At 57.5% G+C, this 15,140-nt stretch carries 16 protein-coding genes; 12 read left to right on the forward strand and 4 right to left on the reverse strand.

What is annotated here, in order from left to right; all coding sequences use genetic code 11:
* Positions 1–2 precede the first annotated feature (2 nt).
* From Q0955_RS12710 to Q0955_RS12735, 6 genes are all read left to right on the forward strand, one after another.
* Complete coding sequence (locus tag Q0955_RS12710; RefSeq protein ID WP_299424741.1) at positions 3–569, forward strand: OmpH family outer membrane protein; 567 nt, start codon at positions 3–5, stop codon at positions 567–569.
* Positions 570–700: 131 nt separating this feature from the next.
* Positions 701–1,165, forward strand: a complete 465-nt coding sequence (fabZ, locus tag Q0955_RS12715) for a 3-hydroxyacyl-ACP dehydratase FabZ (protein ID WP_299424743.1) — start codon at positions 701–703, stop codon at positions 1,163–1,165.
* A gap of 5 nt (positions 1,166–1,170) precedes the next feature.
* Entirely contained in the window at positions 1,171–1,968 is a 798-nt protein-coding gene (lpxA, locus tag Q0955_RS12720; protein ID WP_299424744.1) for an acyl-ACP--UDP-N-acetylglucosamine O-acyltransferase, read from the forward strand.
* Between the two features lie 4 nt (positions 1,969–1,972).
* Positions 1,973–2,773, forward strand: a complete 801-nt coding sequence (lpxI, locus tag Q0955_RS12725; RefSeq protein WP_299424746.1) for a UDP-2,3-diacylglucosamine diphosphatase LpxI — start codon at positions 1,973–1,975, stop codon at positions 2,771–2,773.
* The gene (gene lpxB / locus Q0955_RS12730) at positions 2,773–3,930 is read left to right on the forward strand and encodes a lipid-A-disaccharide synthase (protein WP_299424747.1); all 1,158 of its coding nucleotides are present in this window, start codon (positions 2,773–2,775) and stop codon (positions 3,928–3,930) included. The genes lpxI and lpxB overlap by 1 nt, the downstream gene beginning before the upstream one ends.
* Positions 3,927–4,505, forward strand: coding sequence for a cadmium resistance transporter (locus Q0955_RS12735; protein ID WP_299424749.1), 579 nt, complete (start codon positions 3,927–3,929; stop codon positions 4,503–4,505). Before lpxB ends, Q0955_RS12735 begins: the two co-directional genes overlap by 4 nt.
* Positions 4,506–4,517: 12 nt before the next feature.
* Here the strand turns inward: Q0955_RS12735 and mnmA are convergent, their stop codons facing one another.
* Positions 4,518–5,663, reverse strand: a complete 1,146-nt coding sequence (mnmA, locus tag Q0955_RS12740; protein WP_299424750.1) for a tRNA 2-thiouridine(34) synthase MnmA — start codon at positions 5,661–5,663, stop codon at positions 4,518–4,520.
* A 123-nt stretch (positions 5,664–5,786) separates the two neighbouring features.
* Here mnmA and Q0955_RS12745 point away from each other — a divergent pair, with 123 nt between their 5' ends.
* From Q0955_RS12745 to Q0955_RS12765, 5 genes are all read left to right on the forward strand, one after another.
* Positions 5,787–6,059: a DUF1153 domain-containing protein gene (locus Q0955_RS12745; protein ID WP_299424820.1), complete on the forward strand. Its 273-nt coding sequence runs from the start codon at positions 5,787–5,789 to the stop codon at positions 6,057–6,059.
* A 102-nt stretch (positions 6,060–6,161) separates the two neighbouring features.
* Positions 6,162–6,878 (forward strand): response regulator transcription factor CtrA, encoded by a 717-nt coding sequence (gene ctrA, locus Q0955_RS12750; protein ID WP_299424752.1) that lies wholly within the window; start codon positions 6,162–6,164, stop codon positions 6,876–6,878.
* A gap of 98 nt (positions 6,879–6,976) precedes the next feature.
* Positions 6,977–9,229, forward strand: a complete 2,253-nt coding sequence (gene ligA / locus Q0955_RS12755; protein ID WP_299424821.1) for an NAD-dependent DNA ligase LigA — start codon at positions 6,977–6,979, stop codon at positions 9,227–9,229.
* A complete protein-coding gene (recG, locus tag Q0955_RS12760; protein WP_299424753.1) occupies positions 9,226–11,316 on the forward strand; it encodes an ATP-dependent DNA helicase RecG in 2,091 nt (696 codons plus the stop codon). Before ligA ends, recG begins: the two co-directional genes overlap by 4 nt.
* A gap of 117 nt (positions 11,317–11,433) precedes the next feature.
* Positions 11,434–11,556 (forward strand): hypothetical protein, encoded by a 123-nt coding sequence (locus Q0955_RS12765; protein WP_271308124.1) that lies wholly within the window; start codon positions 11,434–11,436, stop codon positions 11,554–11,556.
* Positions 11,557–11,872: 316 nt separating this feature from the next.
* Here Q0955_RS12765 and Q0955_RS12770 read toward each other — a convergent pair whose 3' ends face one another.
* Complete coding sequence (locus Q0955_RS12770) at positions 11,873–12,325, reverse strand: iron-sulfur cluster assembly scaffold protein (protein ID WP_299424756.1); 453 nt, start codon at positions 12,323–12,325, stop codon at positions 11,873–11,875.
* Positions 12,326–12,392: 67 nt separating this feature from the next.
* On the opposite strand from Q0955_RS12770, the gene hisI reads away from it, so the two are divergent.
* The gene (hisI, locus tag Q0955_RS12775) at positions 12,393–12,755 is read left to right on the forward strand and encodes a phosphoribosyl-AMP cyclohydrolase (RefSeq protein WP_299424758.1); all 363 of its coding nucleotides are present in this window, start codon (positions 12,393–12,395) and stop codon (positions 12,753–12,755) included.
* On the opposite strand, the gene gluQRS is transcribed toward hisI, so the two are convergent.
* Both gluQRS and trmFO read right to left on the reverse strand, forming a co-directional pair.
* Positions 12,752–13,594, reverse strand: coding sequence for a tRNA glutamyl-Q(34) synthetase GluQRS (gene gluQRS, locus Q0955_RS12780; protein WP_299424759.1), 843 nt, complete (start codon positions 13,592–13,594; stop codon positions 12,752–12,754). The genes hisI and gluQRS overlap by 4 nt on opposite strands.
* 93 nt (positions 13,595–13,687) lie before the next feature.
* The gene (gene trmFO, locus Q0955_RS12785) at positions 13,688–15,031 is read right to left on the reverse strand and encodes a methylenetetrahydrofolate--tRNA-(uracil(54)-C(5))-methyltransferase (FADH(2)-oxidizing) TrmFO (protein ID WP_299424761.1); all 1,344 of its coding nucleotides are present in this window, start codon (positions 15,029–15,031) and stop codon (positions 13,688–13,690) included.
* Positions 15,032–15,140 lie beyond the last annotated feature (109 nt).

The following is a 15,140-nucleotide window of genomic DNA, read 5'->3' on the forward strand; positions in this document are numbered from 1 at the left end:
GTATGGGACGGGGCGCATTTCGCATAAGTTTCCTGATTGGGGCGCTGTTGAGCGCCCCGATTGCCTTTGCGCAGCAGCAGGTTTTGCCACAGTCACAAGTGTTGACCGTCGATAGTGACGTGATGTTCAGCCAATCCCAGTTTGGGATCCGCGTGGCCCAAGAGTTGGCTGCGGACGAGTCAATTTTGTTGGCAGAAAATCGCCGTATTCAAGCTGAGCTGACAACGGAAGAGAAAGCCCTCACCGCGAAACGTAGCCAGATGGAAGCTGATGCGTTTCGGGCAGTGGCTGAGGCGTTTGATGCTCGGGTGGTGCAAATCCGCAAAGAACAAGACGAAAAGGCTGCCAATCTGGAGCGTCGGCGTCAACGAGAACAGGACGCGTTTATTCGCGTTGCCAGTCCCATTTTGACAACCCTGATGCGGGACGCCGGTGCCAAAGTCATTCTGGAGCGACGCGATGTGTTGCTGGGTGATCCCGCTGTTGATGTGACGTCCTTTGCAATCATGCGGCTGAACCAGGTACTGGGTGACGGCGCGGGACAGGATGATGTTCCGCCTGACGAATAACAGAGTCTGATTACAGGTCTCCTTTTGGGCAGCATCCTTGGAAACGGATTGAATCTTGCCTGGTGCTTGCCCCTCGCGTCGTGGATTGTTAGGGCTAAGATCAAAGTCTTAGGCCGCATGAGGAGCAACAAATGTCCGAAGATCTCAAGAGCGCCGATATCGAACTGATCCAACGGCTCATTCCGCATCGCTATCCTTTCCTGCTGGTCGACAAAGTGGTTGATATCGATGGGTATCAATCGGCTACCGGCATCAAGATGGTCACCATGAACGAGCCGCATTTTCAGGGGCACTTCCCGAAGAAACCGATCATGCCGGGCGTGACTATTGTTGAAGCCATGGCGCAGACGTCTGCCATTATGGTGGGCGTGGCGTTGGATTTGGCGGACAAAGATCTGTTGGTCTACTTCATGGGCATCGACAAATGTAAGTTCCGCCGCATGGTGGTTCCGGGTGACAAGCTGGAAATGAAAGTGGAAACCACACGTGGCAAGCCGGGCGGCAAGGTCTGGAAATTCGCCGGGACGGCCACGGTTGACGGCGACGTCGCTTGTGAAGTTGAGTTCACCGCAATGATGGACCTGCCTAAGGAGTAAGGCTGATGGCTATTTCTGCTCATGCAGAGGTGCATGCCTCAGCGGTGATTGAAGACGGTGCGGTGGTTTCGGACGGCTGTGTCGTCGGGCCATTTTGCGTCGTGGGTGCAAAGGTTGTTTTGCATGCCGGTGTTGAACTGAAGTCTCATGTGGTGGTGACCGGCGATACCGAGATCGGTGCGGACACGGTGGTGTTCAGCTTCTCGGTGATTGGCGAGGTGCCGCAGGATCTCAAGTTTGGTGGGGAAGATACCAAGCTGGTGATTGGCGAACGCAATCGCATCCGCGAACATGTCACAATGAACAGCGGCACAGACGGTGGCGGCGGCGTGACGCGCGTGGGTGACGATGGCTTGTTCATGGCGGGCTGTCACATCGCGCATGATGCGCAGATCGGAAACAATGTGATTGTGGTGAACTCTGCTGCTGTGGCAGGGCACTGCATCATTGAGGACGACGTCATAATTGGCGGGCTGTGTGGCATTCATCAATGGGTGCGCATTGGTCGCGGTGCCATCATTGGTGCGGTCAGCATGGTGACCAATGATGTGATCCCTTATGGTTTGGTGCAAGGGCCGCGAGGCGAGCTCGACGGGCTAAACCTTGTCGGCTTGAAGCGTCGTGGCGTGGCGCGCTCTGACATCACCGCTTTGCGGGCCGCGTTTCAGATGCTGGCGCAAGGCGAAGGCGCGTTTCAGGCGCGGGCCAAACGCTTGGGCGAGGAAACCGACAGTGACTATGTGCAAGAGATTGTGGCCTTTATCATGGGCGACACTGACCGTTCCTTCCTGACACCGAGGTAATGTGATGAGCCGACTGGCGATTTTGTGTGGTGGCGGCAGCTTGCCGGTGGCACTGGCTGCGGCCCATCCGGACGCGATGTGCGTGGTGTTTGAAGGCGTGGCACATGATGTGCCCGGCGATGTTCACTCTCATCGGTTTGAGAAAATGGGCGGATTGTTTGACGCCTTGAAGGCCGGAGGTTTGACCCGTCTGGTGATGGCCGGAGGTCTTGGTCGTCCGCCGCTGAATCCTGCGGAATTTGATGCCGGGATGATGGCAATTGCGCCGCGATTGCTGCCTGCGTTACAGGGCGGGGATGATGCCATCCTGCGCTTGATCATTGCTGTGTTTGAAGAGCAAGGATTCGAGGTTGTTGGCGCACATGAGCTGCTTGAGGGTCTGACAGCGGAGGAAGGGTTGCTGGCAGGACCAGAGCCATCTGAGCAAGCGCTTCAAGATGCCAGTCGCGCAGCGGACATTTTGTTGGCCCTATCCCCGCTGGATGTCGGGCAGGGAGCTGTTGTTGCAGCGGGACTCACGCTTGGCATTGAAACGCTCCAGGGCACGGATGCGATGTTGCGCTTTGTCGCTGAGACGCCGGAGCATTTGCGGCGTGGCAAGGGCGTGTTTTTGAAGGCGCCAAAGCGCGGGCAAGACCTACGGGTCGATATGCCTGCGATTGGGCCAGATACGGTGCGGGCCGCTGCAAAGGCCGGTGTGGAGGGCATTGTGGTGTCGGCTGGTCGTGTGGTTGTGCTGGATCGGCCAAAGACATTGGCCGCTCTGGAAGAGAGCGGATTGTTCTTGTTGTCGCGGGTGATCTGATGAAGGTGTTTTTGGTCGCTGGCGAGTTGTCGGGCGACCGACTTGGCGGGGCGCTCATGGAGGGGCTGCGCCAATTGGTGCCAGACGTGGAGTTCGCCGGGGTAGGTGGGCCGCTGATGGCCGCGCAGGGGCTTGAGAGCCTGTTTCCGATGGATGAGCTGAGCGTAATGGGCATTGCCGAGGTGCTGCCCAAGTACCGCCATCTGGTGAAGCGTATGCACCAAACCGCGGATGCGGCGCTGGATTGGCAGCCGGATGTGATCGTCACAATCGACAGCCCGGATTTCTGCCTGCGCGTGGCGCGGGAGGTCAAGGCCAAGAGTGATCTGCGCTGTGTGCATTATGTGGCGCCGTCAGTTTGGGCTTGGCGTCCAAAGCGGGCGGAAAGGATGGCCAGACATGTGGATCAGGTTCTGGCGCTATTGCCGTTTGAGCCGCCTTATATGGAAGCGGTTGGCCTGCGCTGTGACTTTGTCGGGCATCCGGTGGTAACCGAACCGGTGGCGACGGATGCAGAGGTTGCGGCGTTTCGTGAAAAACATGGGATTGGCGATGCGCCGTTGCTTCTTGCTTTGCCGGGGTCGCGGCGCGGCGAGGTTGGTCGGCTGACCCCGACATTTGGTGAGGTTGTGGCGAGGCTTGTTCATCAGAAGCCAGACCTTAAGGTTGTTGTGCCTGCAGCTGCTCCGGTGGCTGGTCTGGTAAAAGAGTTGGTGGCGGGCTGGAAAGTTGCCCCAATAGTGCTGGATCCCAATGAGATGGACCCTGAAACGGCACAGACGGAGAAACTTGCGGCGTTTAAAGCGGCGGATGTGGCACTGGCGGCGTCGGGGACTGTGTCGTTGGAGTTGGCTGCCAGTGATACGCCGATGGTGATTGGCTATGACATGAACTGGATCAGTTGGAAGATCATGAGCCGGATGGCGTTGATTGATACTGTGACACTGGCAAATTTGGTCGCGGAAACCAGGGCGGTGCCCGAATTTTTGGGACCTGCCTTTCAGGCTGAAGAGATTGCGCCGGCCATTATGCAAGTGCTGGAAGATGCCTCAGAGCAACGTGCCGCAATGGCGCTGACTATGGAGCGCTTGGGACGTGGGCAGGAGTTCCCCGGTTTGCGCGCGGCGCGGGCTGTGTTGGATGGACTTCAAAAATGATTGATAAGTTTGGCATTGCGCTGTCGGCGGCAGCGGCGCATGTGGCCACCAACCTGGACAATCTTGCCATCATGGTTGGGTTAATCCTGACGGTCGGACAGCTACGTACTTTGAGCGGCTATCTGATTGCGCAGGGCATCATGCTTGCGGCGGCGGTGTTTGTGTCTGCTGGGCTGGAAACCGGTTTGCCGCATCAGGTGGGCTATCTCGGGTTTATCCCCATGGGGTTGGGGGCTTATGCCTTGGTTGCGCGGTTTTTGGGGAAAGAGAGTTCGGCCGCAGAGCAAGTGTCCAAGTCGCATGTGTTGGCCATTATTGCGCTGTTTTTGAGCGTGTCGTTTGACAGTTTTGCTGTATTCACGCCGTTGCTGGCGGATTCCGGGCCAAGCTACACGCTGCCAATCCTAATTGGTGCAACGGCATCAGCTTTGGCCTTGGCCTTCGGCGGTGCCGCTTTAGCGGCGATGGCGCCAGCGAAGGTTTCGCGGATTGAGCGGCTGGAGTGGTTGGCGCCCTATGTGATGATTGCGATCGGGCTCTATGTTGTGATCAACACCGGCACCGACATAACGTGATGGTGGCGCGGTTTAGTAACCGCGCCAGACCCAGCCACCGCCGTAGATGCGTGAACTGTCGTTGTCGTAAAACACGCAAGCTTGCCCGGGGGCGACGCCTTCTTCTGGTGTCAGCAGCTCCACCTCTGCTGTGTCCGGTCCGGTTGGTCGTAAGATGGCCTCGCGTGGTGGTCGCGTGGACCGCACTTTTACGGAAAAGTGCCACTCCTTGCGGCTTTCAAAAGGCTCGTCGCCAAGCCAGTTGATCTCACGCACAGGCACGATGCGGGTCGACAACATTTCTTTCGGACCAACGATGACCTGTTTTTTCTCCACGTCGAGCTTCACCACATAGAGTGGTGTGGTAAGGCCACCGATGCCTAGCCCCCGGCGTTGGCCGATGGTGTAGTGGATCACCCCACCGTGGGTGCCCAGCACATTACCTTCGCTGTCAACGATATCGCCGGGCTCTGCGGCGCCAGGGCGTAGTTTTTCGATCACGCTGGCGTAATCGCCATTGGGCACAAAGCAGATGTCTTGGCTGTCTGGTTTATCTGCCACTGCGAGGCCGTATTCGGCGGCCAAAGCACGCGTGGCGTCTTTGTTTGGCAGGTGGCCCAGTGGAAAGCGCAGGTAGTCGAGCTGTTCTGGCGTTGTGGAGAACAGGAAATAGCTTTGGTCTCGATTGGCGTCAGCGGCGGAATGCAGCTCTGGGCCGTCTGCACCCATTTTGCGCTGAATGTAATGGCCGGTGGCCATGCAATCTGCGTTCAAGTCTTTCGCCGTCTCCAGCAAGTCCTTGAATTTCACCCGTTCATTGCAGCGTATGCAGGGTACAGGCGTGGCCCCGCCAAGGTAACTGTCGGCAAACTCATCGATCACCGCGTCTTGGAAAATGTTCTCGTAATCCAGAACGTAATGCGGGAAGCCCTTTTCCTCAGCCACACGGCGCGCATCATGGATATCAATCCCTGCGCAACAGGCGCCTTTTTTGGCCAGCGCCGCGCCGTGATCATAGAGCTGCAAGGTCACGCCCACCACATCGTAGCCTTCGTCTGCCAGTTGGGCGGCGACGACAGAGCTGTCGACGCCACCGGACATGGCAACAACCACGCGGGTCTCAGACGGGGGCTTGGCAAAACCGAGCGAATTAAGGGGCGTGTCGCCATCAAGCGGCATGGTGAGTCTCTCCAGGTCAGAAGTCCAAGAGAATATAGGAAAATCTTAGACACTCTCAAGAGCTGCTTTAGGGCCTCGTTAAGTCCCTTGGGCGATTATTTTCCCACCAAGAGGATGAGCGAGATGTTTTTAAAGAAAGTGGAAGGCCCCAGATGTGTGACTCTGACCGACGGTCAGGTCATGACGCGTGCCGACTTGCCCCCAGCCAAAACCAAGCGATGGGTGGCATCCCGCAAAGCGGCCGTGGTGCGTGGCGTGGCGTATGGATTGATAACCAAGCGCGAAGCACTTGAAATGTATAGTTTAAGTGAAGATGAATTTAATGAGTGGGTGACAGCGGTGTCGACCCATGGCACCGAGGCGTTGAAAGCGACAGCCGTTCAAAAATATCGCTAATTGTGGCAATCTCTGTTAACCTTCCTAAATCGGTAACCAGTCGTTAACCTTTAATCGTTAAGGTTAACGACAGTAACCCTCCAACGTAAGGAAGCCGAACCAATGAGAGTGCTGCTGGTCGAAGACGATCCTACAACATCCAAAAGCATCGAAATGATGCTGACCCATGCCAACCTGAATGTTTATGCCACCGATCTGGGTGAAGAGGGCATCGATCTGGCGAAGCTTTACGATTACGACCTTATTTTGCTGGACCTGGGCTTGCCAGACATGACTGGTCACGAGGTTCTGCGTCAGCTGCGGACATCCCGTATCGACACACCTATTCTGATCCTGTCGGGTGCGGATGACACCGAAAGCAAGCTCAAGGGCTTTGGCTACGGTGCCGACGATTACCTGACCAAACCGTTCCACCGCGAAGAGCTGGTGGCGCGGATTCACGCCATTATCCGCCGTTCCAAAGGTCACTCGCAGTCGGTTATTAAGACCGGCCAGATTAACGTGAACCTGGATGCGAAGACCGTCGAGGTCGAAAACAAGCCTGTGCACCTGACCGGCAAAGAGTACCAGATGCTGGAGCTGCTGTCCCTTCGTAAGGGTACCACGCTGACCAAAGAGATGTTCCTGAACCACCTGTATGGCGGTATGGACGAGCCTGAGTTGAAAATCATCGACGTGTTTATCTGTAAACTTCGCAAGAAGTTGTCGGAGGCGACCGGTGGTGAGAACTACATTGAGACCGTTTGGGGCCGCGGCTACGTGCTGCGCGATCCGGAACCGGTTGCCGGCTCTGACGACCCAGTGGCGATGCGCGCCTAAGGCGCCTGCGACCTCTGGACGTTGACGGTTGTCAGCCCTATTGCTTGGGAGGGTAGAATAGGGAGGCGGCCGTGGCCAAAGAGATTGCTGTCACAGATATGACTGTAGATCAGGCGCGCGAGGCCCTCGCGCGCCTTTCTGCGTTGTTAGGTCAAGCGAATCGCGACTACCACGGAGCGGATGCGCCGACGATCTCGGATGCGGAGTATGACCGCCTCAAACGGCGCAATGCCGCGATTGAAGCGCGGTTTCCAGAGCTGAAGCGAACTGATAGCCCGACCGAGCAAGTGGGCGCTGCGCCCTCCGAGGGCTTTGGCAAGATTGCGCATAAGGTCGCCATGCTGAGCCTTGGCAACGCCTTTGAAGATCAGGATGTGGCGGATTTTGACGAACGCATTCGTAAGTATCTGGGCTTGAGCAGTGAGCCGCTTGCGTTTACGGCAGAGCCGAAGATTGATGGGTTAAGCCTCTCCATTCGTTATGAAAATGGAGAGATGGTCTATGCGGCGACCCGAGGGGACGGCAGCACGGGCGAAGATGTGACGGCCAATGCGCGCACGATTGCGGATATTCCCCAGAGTATTGTCAATGCGCCAGCGGTGCTGGAAGTGCGCGGCGAAGTGTATATGAGCCATGACGCTTTTGAGGCGTTGAATACGCGGATCGCGGCGGAAAACGAACAGCTTGAGGCCGCGGGCAAGAAACCCAAGACGGTGTTTGCCAACCCGCGCAATGCGGCGGCAGGCAGCTTGCGGCAGCTGGATGCACAAGTCACCCGTGAGCGGCCCCTTAAGTTCTTTGCTTATGCTTGGGGCGAGTTGTCAGAATCCCTTGCGGACACGCAAATGGGGGCAATTTTGCGGCTTCAAAACTTTGGGTTTGTCATCAATGAGCTGACTAAAGTGTGTGACAGTCCCGAGGCGCTGATTGCGCATTACAAGGTGATCGAAGAGCGGCGCGTGTCGCTGGGCTATGACATTGATGGGGTGGTGTATAAGGTCAATGATCTGGCGTTGCAGGAGCGGCTTGGGTTCCGATCCACCACGCCGCGTTGGGCTATTGCGCATAAGTTCCCCGCAGAGCTGGCCTGGACTCGGTTGGAAGCGATTGACATTCAGGTGGGGCGCACCGGTGCGTTGAGCCCCGTGGCGCGATTGGCGCCTGTGACCGTCGGGGGAGTCGTGGTCAGCAATGCGACCCTGCACAATGAAGATTATATTGCCGGACGGGACAGCAAGGGCGCAACCATTCGCGAAGGTAAAGACATCCGGGAAGGCGACTGGGTGCAAGTGTACCGCGCCGGGGACGTGATACCCAAAGTGGCGGATGTCGATTTAGCCAAGCGCCAGGACGATGCGGTTTCCTATCAGTTTCCTGAGCTGTGTCCGGTGTGCGGCTCCCCTGCGGTGCGTGAGGAAGGCGACGCGGTTCGCCATTGCACGGGCGGCATGATTTGTGCGGCTCAAGCGGTTGAAAAACTAAAACATTTTGTGGCGCGCAAGGCGCTGGATATCGAAGGTCTGGGAACTAAACAGATTGAGATGTTTTATGATGACCCCGATTTACCGATTAGGACGCCTGCGGACATCTTCACGCTAGCAGAACGGGATGGCGCGAACCTGACCAAGCTTGCGAACCGCAAAGGGTGGAAGGACAAGAGCGTCGCCAACCTCTTTGCCGCGATTGAGGACAAGCGCGAGATAGCCTTTGCGCGGTTGCTGTTTGGTTTGGGCATTCGGCATGTGGGGGAAACCGCAGCCAAGGATTTGGCGCTGCATTTCCTGACTTGGGAGACCTTGGCAACTGCGGCGGAAACAGCGCGGACGGCTGCGCTGGCGTGGCGCGCGGCGGACCTGGCCGAAGAGCACGAACGGCTTGTGGCGCAGGCTGAAGGGCGGCGTGCCAAAGTGAAAGAATCCAGAGATTTGGCGATGGCGTCGCATAAGGTGTCTGTCGAGGCCCAGGCGGCTTGGGATGACTTGACCGGGATCGACGGCATTGGCGCGGCTGTTGGTCTCTCGCTTACCGATGCTTTTGCCAATGAGCGGGAACGCAGCGAGATTGACAGGCTGGTAGACATGCTGACCGTGGTATCGCCCGATGCGCCAACACAAGACAGTCCGGTTGCCGGAAAAACGGTCGTGTTTACCGGCTCACTTGAGAAGATGACACGGGCAGAAGCCAAGGCGCGGGCAGAGTCCTTGGGCGCGAAAGTGTCCGGTTCCGTGAGCAAGAAGACCGATCTTTTGGTGGCGGGGCCCGGCGCAGGTAGCAAGGAGAAAAAGGCGGCTGATTTGGGCATCGAGACCATCGATGAAGATGGCTGGCTGACACTGATCGAGGGCCTATGAGCGGACGTCCTGAGCTTCTGTTTCCGCTGTTTGCGGATGTGACAAAACTGGATGGTGTTGGCCCCAAAACGGCGCAGCATCTGGAGCAGATTGACGTCATCAAGCCGCGTGACCTTTTGTTTTTGCTGCCATATTCGGGCATTGATCGTGCGGTGAAAATTTCTGTGAATGAAGCCGAGCTGCCTGGTGTGGTGACCGTGCAGGTTTTGGTGGGGGAGCACCGTGCACCACGCAACCGTGGCGGGGCCTACCGGATCACAGTGCAGGACGCGTTGACTTCCTTTCAGCTTGTTTTCTTTCATGCGCGAGGAGACTACTTGAAGAAAATCCTGCCGGAAGGTGCACGGCGGGTGGTGTCCGGCAAAGTCGAGATTTTTGATAACGTCGCGCAGATGGTGCATCCCGAATACGTCGTTGCGCCGGACGAGGCGGAGGAGATCCCCGCGTTTGAGCCGGTGTACCCGCTGACTCATGGCGTAACGCAAAAGACTATGGTGAAGGCGGTTCGCTCCGCCCTGGACCGCACTCCGGAACTGGCAGAGTGGATTGATCCGTCACAAAAGGACAAAGCGAAGTGGCCAAATTGGCGTGAGGCGATGGAGCAGGTGCACCGGCCTGGGACTTTGGAGCAGGTATCGCCCAACCATCCGGCACGGGAGCGGTTGGCATATGATGAGTTTTTGGCACATCAGTTGACCTTGGCTCTGGCGCGCAGCCAGTTGCAGCGGGCCAAGGGGGTGATTTCCGTGCAGACCGGGGTGTTGCAAGCCAAGGTGCGTGCGGCGCTGCCGTATAGCCCAACCAGTGCTCAGGAGCGGGCGGTTGAAGCGATTGCGCGGGACATGGCAACTGATCAGCGGATGAACCGGCTGCTGCAAGGCGATGTAGGTGCAGGCAAAACTTTGGTGGCGTTTATGGCGTTGCTGGTGGCGGTCGAGGCTGGTGGACAGGGCGTGATGATGGCGCCCACCGAAATTTTGGCGCGACAACATATGGCTGGGTTGCAACCGTTGGCGGAGAGCGCTGGCGTAGTGGTTGAGGTCTTGACCGGGCGCGACAAAGGCAAAGAGCGCCGCGCCAAGCTGGATGCGCTGGCGCGGGGCGACATTCACATTCTGGTCGGGACACATGCGGTCTTCCAAGAAGATGTTCATTTTGCCGACCTGCGGCTAGCGATTATCGACGAGCAGCATCGCTTTGGCGTGCGACAGCGTTTGGAGCTGGGCAAAAAAGGCGAGGGGGCAGATGTGTTGGTGATGACCGCCACGCCGATCCCACGCTCGCTGGCTCTGGCGCAGTATGGCGACATGGATGTCTCGGTTTTGGATGAAAAACCTCCAGGGCGGCAGCCGATCACCACGGCGCTGATCTCCACGGAGCGGTTAGACGAGGTGGTTGAGAAGCTGCGCAAGGCGGTGGCTGAGGGCAAACAAGCCTATTGGGTTTGTCCGTTGGTCGAGGAAAGTGAGCGGGTGGACTACACGGCGGCGGATGCGCGGTTCAAAGCGCTGCGCAGTGCGCTTGGAGAAGGCGTGTGCGGTCTGGTGCATGGACAGATGCCACCCGAAGAAAAAGATGCGGCCATGGCGGCGTTTCAGGCCGGAGATACGCAGGTCCTGGTGGCCACCACGGTCATCGAAGTCGGCGTAGATGTACCCAATGCGACCATCATGGTGATTGAGCGGGCGGAGGCTTTTGGTCTTGCGCAGTTGCACCAATTGCGAGGTCGTGTTGGTCGTGGCTCACAGGCGTCAACCTGTTTGCTGATGTATCAAGCGCCTCTAACAGAGGGTGGTGAGAAGCGGCTTAAGACCCTGCGCGAAAGTGAAGACGGGTTTGTGATTGCGGAAACGGATCTGGAGATGCGTGGCGCAGGAGATTTGATTGGCACCGCGCAGTCGGGCTTGCCGCGGTTCCGGATTGCAGATGTTGAAACGCAAGCAAGCCTGATGGCGGTGGCACAGACTGATGCGCGCAAACTGTTACATGATGACCCAACTTTGGGAACCGACCGCGGGCAGGCAGCGCGTGTTCTTTTATGGTTGATGGAACAGGATCAGGCGATCCGTTTGATTTCAGTGGGTTAGGCTGAATTTGACCTTAAAATTCCCTTAATGTTCGCAAATGTTCTCAAAAAATTCTTTACTCGACTCACTCAATGTGAGAACAAAGTAGCAACAAGACTGACGGGAAGGAGACCCACCATGATGCAGCAAATCAAATCCGTTGTGCGCAACTCTGGCGACACTCTTTTGCAGGATGCTGTGGGTGGGGTGGCTCTGGTGATCATGCTGGTGCTTGCGCTGCATGTCCCGGGTTTTGTGTGAACTTTGATGTGAATTTTTGTGTTTGTTTCAGTGTGACGTGGTGAGTCTGATCTAATTCTGCCTGCGAAATTCGTGCCGGTCCGTCCGCGCATCTGTCCCCATTTGATGCGTCTCGACTGACACTGCCTGTTCATCGTCCTCTTGGGGGTCTGCCTCCCCCTAAGTCGGATGGCCCGGGTCCCACGCGATACCGCTTGCGCTTGCCGCCGCCTTCCATTGGGGAGTGCGGCGGTTTTTTTTGATTGGTGCCCAGACAAACAGCCGCGCAGGAAGGCGCGGCTTGCTGGATTGTCATAGTCTTGAAACAGGTAGATGTTTAGGCGCAGTTGGCCTGTTCGGCAGCATCAAAGGCTTCGGCGGTGGCATCCAGAGCCAGCATGATCGATGCGTGACGGTTTTTGTAGTCCCGTGCGGGTCGCAGAACTTCAAGACCGTCAAAGGGGGCCGATGGTGTCGGGCCGTCTTCTTTTAGCATGGCTTTGAGTGCTTCACGCGCTGCTTCGATGCCTTCACGGTTTTGACCCAAGACATTGGCACCGACAACGGAGGCGGCAGCCTGACCTAAAGCGCAGGCCTTCACGTCCTGACCGAACCAGGCGATGCGGCCGTCTTCGAGTTTGAGGTCCACAGTCACGGTGCTGCCGCAGAGGGGGGAGCGCTTTTTCACGGTGGCGTCTGGCGCCTCCAACCGATCCGTGTGTGGAATGGTTGCTGCGAGTTGCAGGATCTGGCCAGAGTAGAGCTTGATCAGGTCGGTTTCGCCGGACATCGCGGTTTCCTTTTTTACGCCTTTCCTAGATAGAGAGGAAAATCGCGGATGCAAAGAGGACGATGGTATGGGATTTGATCCTAAGGCGCTGAAGTACAATGAGGCGGGTTTGATCCCGGCGATTGCACAGGACAGCCAAAGCGGCGAAGTGCTGATGATGGCGTGGATGAACGCCGAGGCCGTAGCGAAGACGCTGGAAACCCAAAAGGTCACCTATTGGAGCCGCTCGCGGCAGTCATTCTGGATCAAAGGTGAAACATCGGGCCATGTGCAGAAGCTGGTCGATTTCCGCTATGACTGCGATCAGGACTGTATTTTGGTGCTTGTTGAGCAGACCGGCGCGGCCTGCCACACCAATCGACGCACGTGTTTTTACACGGCGGTTCGCGATGGTGAGACCGTGGAACTGATGAAACCGATGGAAGACTAAAGGCCAACCATGGCGCGGATGTCGGCGGGGGTTGCGCCTTCGGCGCGGTATTTTCCAATGGCACGGGCGTCGTCTCGTTTGGCGAGGCGTTTGCCATTTTCGTCGCGGATCAATTTGTGGTGATGGTAGCGCGGTGTGGGCAGGTTCAGCAGGTTTTGCAGCACCACATGGATTACAGTTGCGTCAAACAAGTCCGCGCCGCGAATGATATCCGTCACGCCAGTGGCGGCGTCATCTAGTACGACGGACAGGTGGTAAGACGCCGCCATATTGGGGCGGGCTAGAACGACGTCGCCGACAGCCGAGACCATCGTGTCGAGATCCAATGCGTGCTTGCCGGTGTGGTCCGGACCGCTTTCCTCAAACAACGCGGGCAGGGCCCGTTCGCAGGCGGCTTGCATGTTGAGGCGGATGCATTTGGCATCCGAAAATGAATGTCCAGCGTTGCGGCATGTTCCGGGATAGATGCGCCCGTCTGGGCCAAATTGGGGGACGCCTTCTTGCGGGGCATTTGCTGAGGCTTCTATGTCGCGGCGGGTACAGGTGCAGGCGTAGGTGAGGCCCATTTCTGATAGTTGGTGCAATGTCGTGTCGTAGTCTGCGAAGTGGTCGGATTGACGGCGGACGGGCGTCTCCCACGTGATGCCCAGCCAAGCAAGATCATCGTAGATTTGGGCCTCCCAGTGATCGCGTGCGCGGGACTGGTCGAGGTCATCAATGCGTAGGAGAAATTTACCTCCATTGGCTTGTGCCATGTCGTGTGCCAGCATCGCCGAGTAGGCGTGTCCCAAGTGCAAGGGGCCGGTTGGGGATGGGGCGAAGCGGGTGATAAAGGTCACGGTTTCAATCGCTTATCGAAGGGTCTTCACAAAAAGAGCGGGTCCGATTGGCCCGCTCTTTAGACGTTATTGGAAGATGCTTGAGCGGTCCAGTTACGCTTGGGCGTCGATCCAGGCCTGCCAATCCGCTTTGGCGCGGTCGGTGTAGGCTTTGTAGCGATCTTTGCGACCGCGACGCCCACCTTTGAGACCTTCGACCGGTTGGAACAGACCAAAGTTCACGTTCATCGGCTGGAAGGTTTTGGCGTCCGCACCGCCGGTGATGTGGTGCACAAGCGCGCCCATGGCGGTGTTCAGCGGAGCGGTGTCTTGCGCTTTACCAAGGATTTCGGCGGCGGCCAAACGGCCCGCCAAAAGCCCCATTGCGGCGCTTTCAACATAGCCTTCGACGCCTGTGACCTGACCCGCGAAGCGGATGTTTGGGCGTGACTTCAGGCGCATCTGGTCGTCCAGCAGTGTTGGCGAGTTGATGAAGGTGTTGCGGTGGATGCCACCCAGGCGAGCGAAAGACGCGTTTTCCAGACCCGGGATCATTTTCAGAACTTCGGTTTGTGCGCCGTATTTCATCTTGGTTTGAAAACCAACAATGTTCAGGAGGGTGCCCAAGGCGTTGTCGCGACGCAGTTGCACCACAGCGTAAGGCTTGTCGTCCGGTTTGTGTGCGTTGGTCAACCCAACGGGCTTCATTGGGCCAAAACGAAGGGTTTCGCGACCACGTTCGGCCATGACTTCGATGGGCAGACAGCCGTCAAAATAGCCGGCGGTTTCGCCTTCGTGGAACTCGGTTTTGTCCGCTGCCAGGAGTGCGTCGATGAACGCCTCGTATTGATTTTTGGTCATCGGGCAGTTGAGATAAGCTTTGCGCTCTTCCTCGGTGTCGCCTTTGTCGTAGCGTGATTGTAGCCAGGCCACGTCCATGTCGATGCTATCCGCATAGACAATTGGAGCGATGGCATCAAAAAAGGCCAGTCGGTCCGCGCCGGTCTCTTCTTGGATTGCCGCACCCAGGGAACTCGAGGTCAGCGGACCGGTTGCGATGATCCAATGGCCCTCAGAAGGCAGCTCGGAAATCTCGCCGTACTCCACGGAGACATTGGGGTGATCCATCAATGCGGCAGTCACGGATTCCGCAAAAGGATCGCGGTCCACAGCAAGCGCCCCACCAGCCGGAAGACGGTGTTTGTCCGCGGTGGCCATGATCAATCCGTTGGCAGCGCGCATTTCCCAATGCAGCAAGCCAACGGCGTTCTGTTCGTCATCATCGGAGCGGAAGCTGTTGGAGCAGACCATTTCCGCCAGATGCCCGGTGCGATGTGCAAAGGTTTCAACCTTGGGCCGCATTTCGTGGATCACCACGTTCACGCCCATGTTTGCGGCCTGCCATGCGGCCTCCGCGCCGGCCATGCCGCCGCCAACGATATGCAATGTCTCTGTCATGGGGCGGACATAGGGCAGGGATCGGCGTTTGGGAAGGGCTAGAATGAGAAAGAGGCGCGCGCCTCACCGGTCAAAAGTAAGCAGTACAAGTTGACCAATGAGGCGACGC

The organism is uncultured Shimia sp., assembly GCF_947493595.1.
GTDB lineage: Bacteria > Pseudomonadota > Alphaproteobacteria > Rhodobacterales > Rhodobacteraceae > Shimia.

Bases quoted from the DNA above. Each gene is read 5' to 3' on its own strand.
- mnmA (WP_299424750.1), bottom strand. From the start codon at position 5,663: ATGCCGCTTGATGGCGACACGCCCCTTAATTCGCTCGGTTTTGCCAAG.
- Q0955_RS12765 (WP_271308124.1), top strand. From the start codon at position 11,434: ATGATGCAGCAAATCAAATCCGTTGTGCGCAACTCTGGCGACACTCTT.
- lpxA (WP_299424744.1), top strand. From the start codon at position 1,171: ATGGCTATTTCTGCTCATGCAGAGGTGCATGCCTCAGCGGTGATTGAA.
- Q0955_RS12770 (WP_299424756.1), bottom strand. From the start codon at position 12,325: ATGTCCGGCGAAACCGACCTGATCAAGCTCTACTCTGGCCAGATCCTG.
- Q0955_RS12735 (WP_299424749.1), top strand. From the start codon at position 3,927: ATGATTGATAAGTTTGGCATTGCGCTGTCGGCGGCAGCGGCGCATGTG.
- Q0955_RS12745 (WP_299424820.1), top strand. From the start codon at position 5,787: ATGTTTTTAAAGAAAGTGGAAGGCCCCAGATGTGTGACTCTGACCGAC.
- hisI (WP_299424758.1), top strand. From the start codon at position 12,393: ATGGGATTTGATCCTAAGGCGCTGAAGTACAATGAGGCGGGTTTGATC.
- lpxI (WP_299424746.1), top strand. From the start codon at position 1,973: ATGAGCCGACTGGCGATTTTGTGTGGTGGCGGCAGCTTGCCGGTGGCA.
- ligA (WP_299424821.1), top strand. From the start codon at position 6,977: ATGACTGTAGATCAGGCGCGCGAGGCCCTCGCGCGCCTTTCTGCGTTG.
- trmFO (WP_299424761.1), bottom strand. From the start codon at position 15,031: ATGACAGAGACATTGCATATCGTTGGCGGCGGCATGGCCGGCGCGGAG.
- lpxB (WP_299424747.1), top strand. From the start codon at position 2,773: ATGAAGGTGTTTTTGGTCGCTGGCGAGTTGTCGGGCGACCGACTTGGC.
- fabZ (WP_299424743.1), top strand. From the start codon at position 701: ATGTCCGAAGATCTCAAGAGCGCCGATATCGAACTGATCCAACGGCTC.
- ctrA (WP_299424752.1), top strand. From the start codon at position 6,162: ATGAGAGTGCTGCTGGTCGAAGACGATCCTACAACATCCAAAAGCATC.
- Q0955_RS12710 (WP_299424741.1), top strand. From the start codon at position 3: ATGGGACGGGGCGCATTTCGCATAAGTTTCCTGATTGGGGCGCTGTTG.
- recG (WP_299424753.1), top strand. From the start codon at position 9,226: ATGAGCGGACGTCCTGAGCTTCTGTTTCCGCTGTTTGCGGATGTGACA.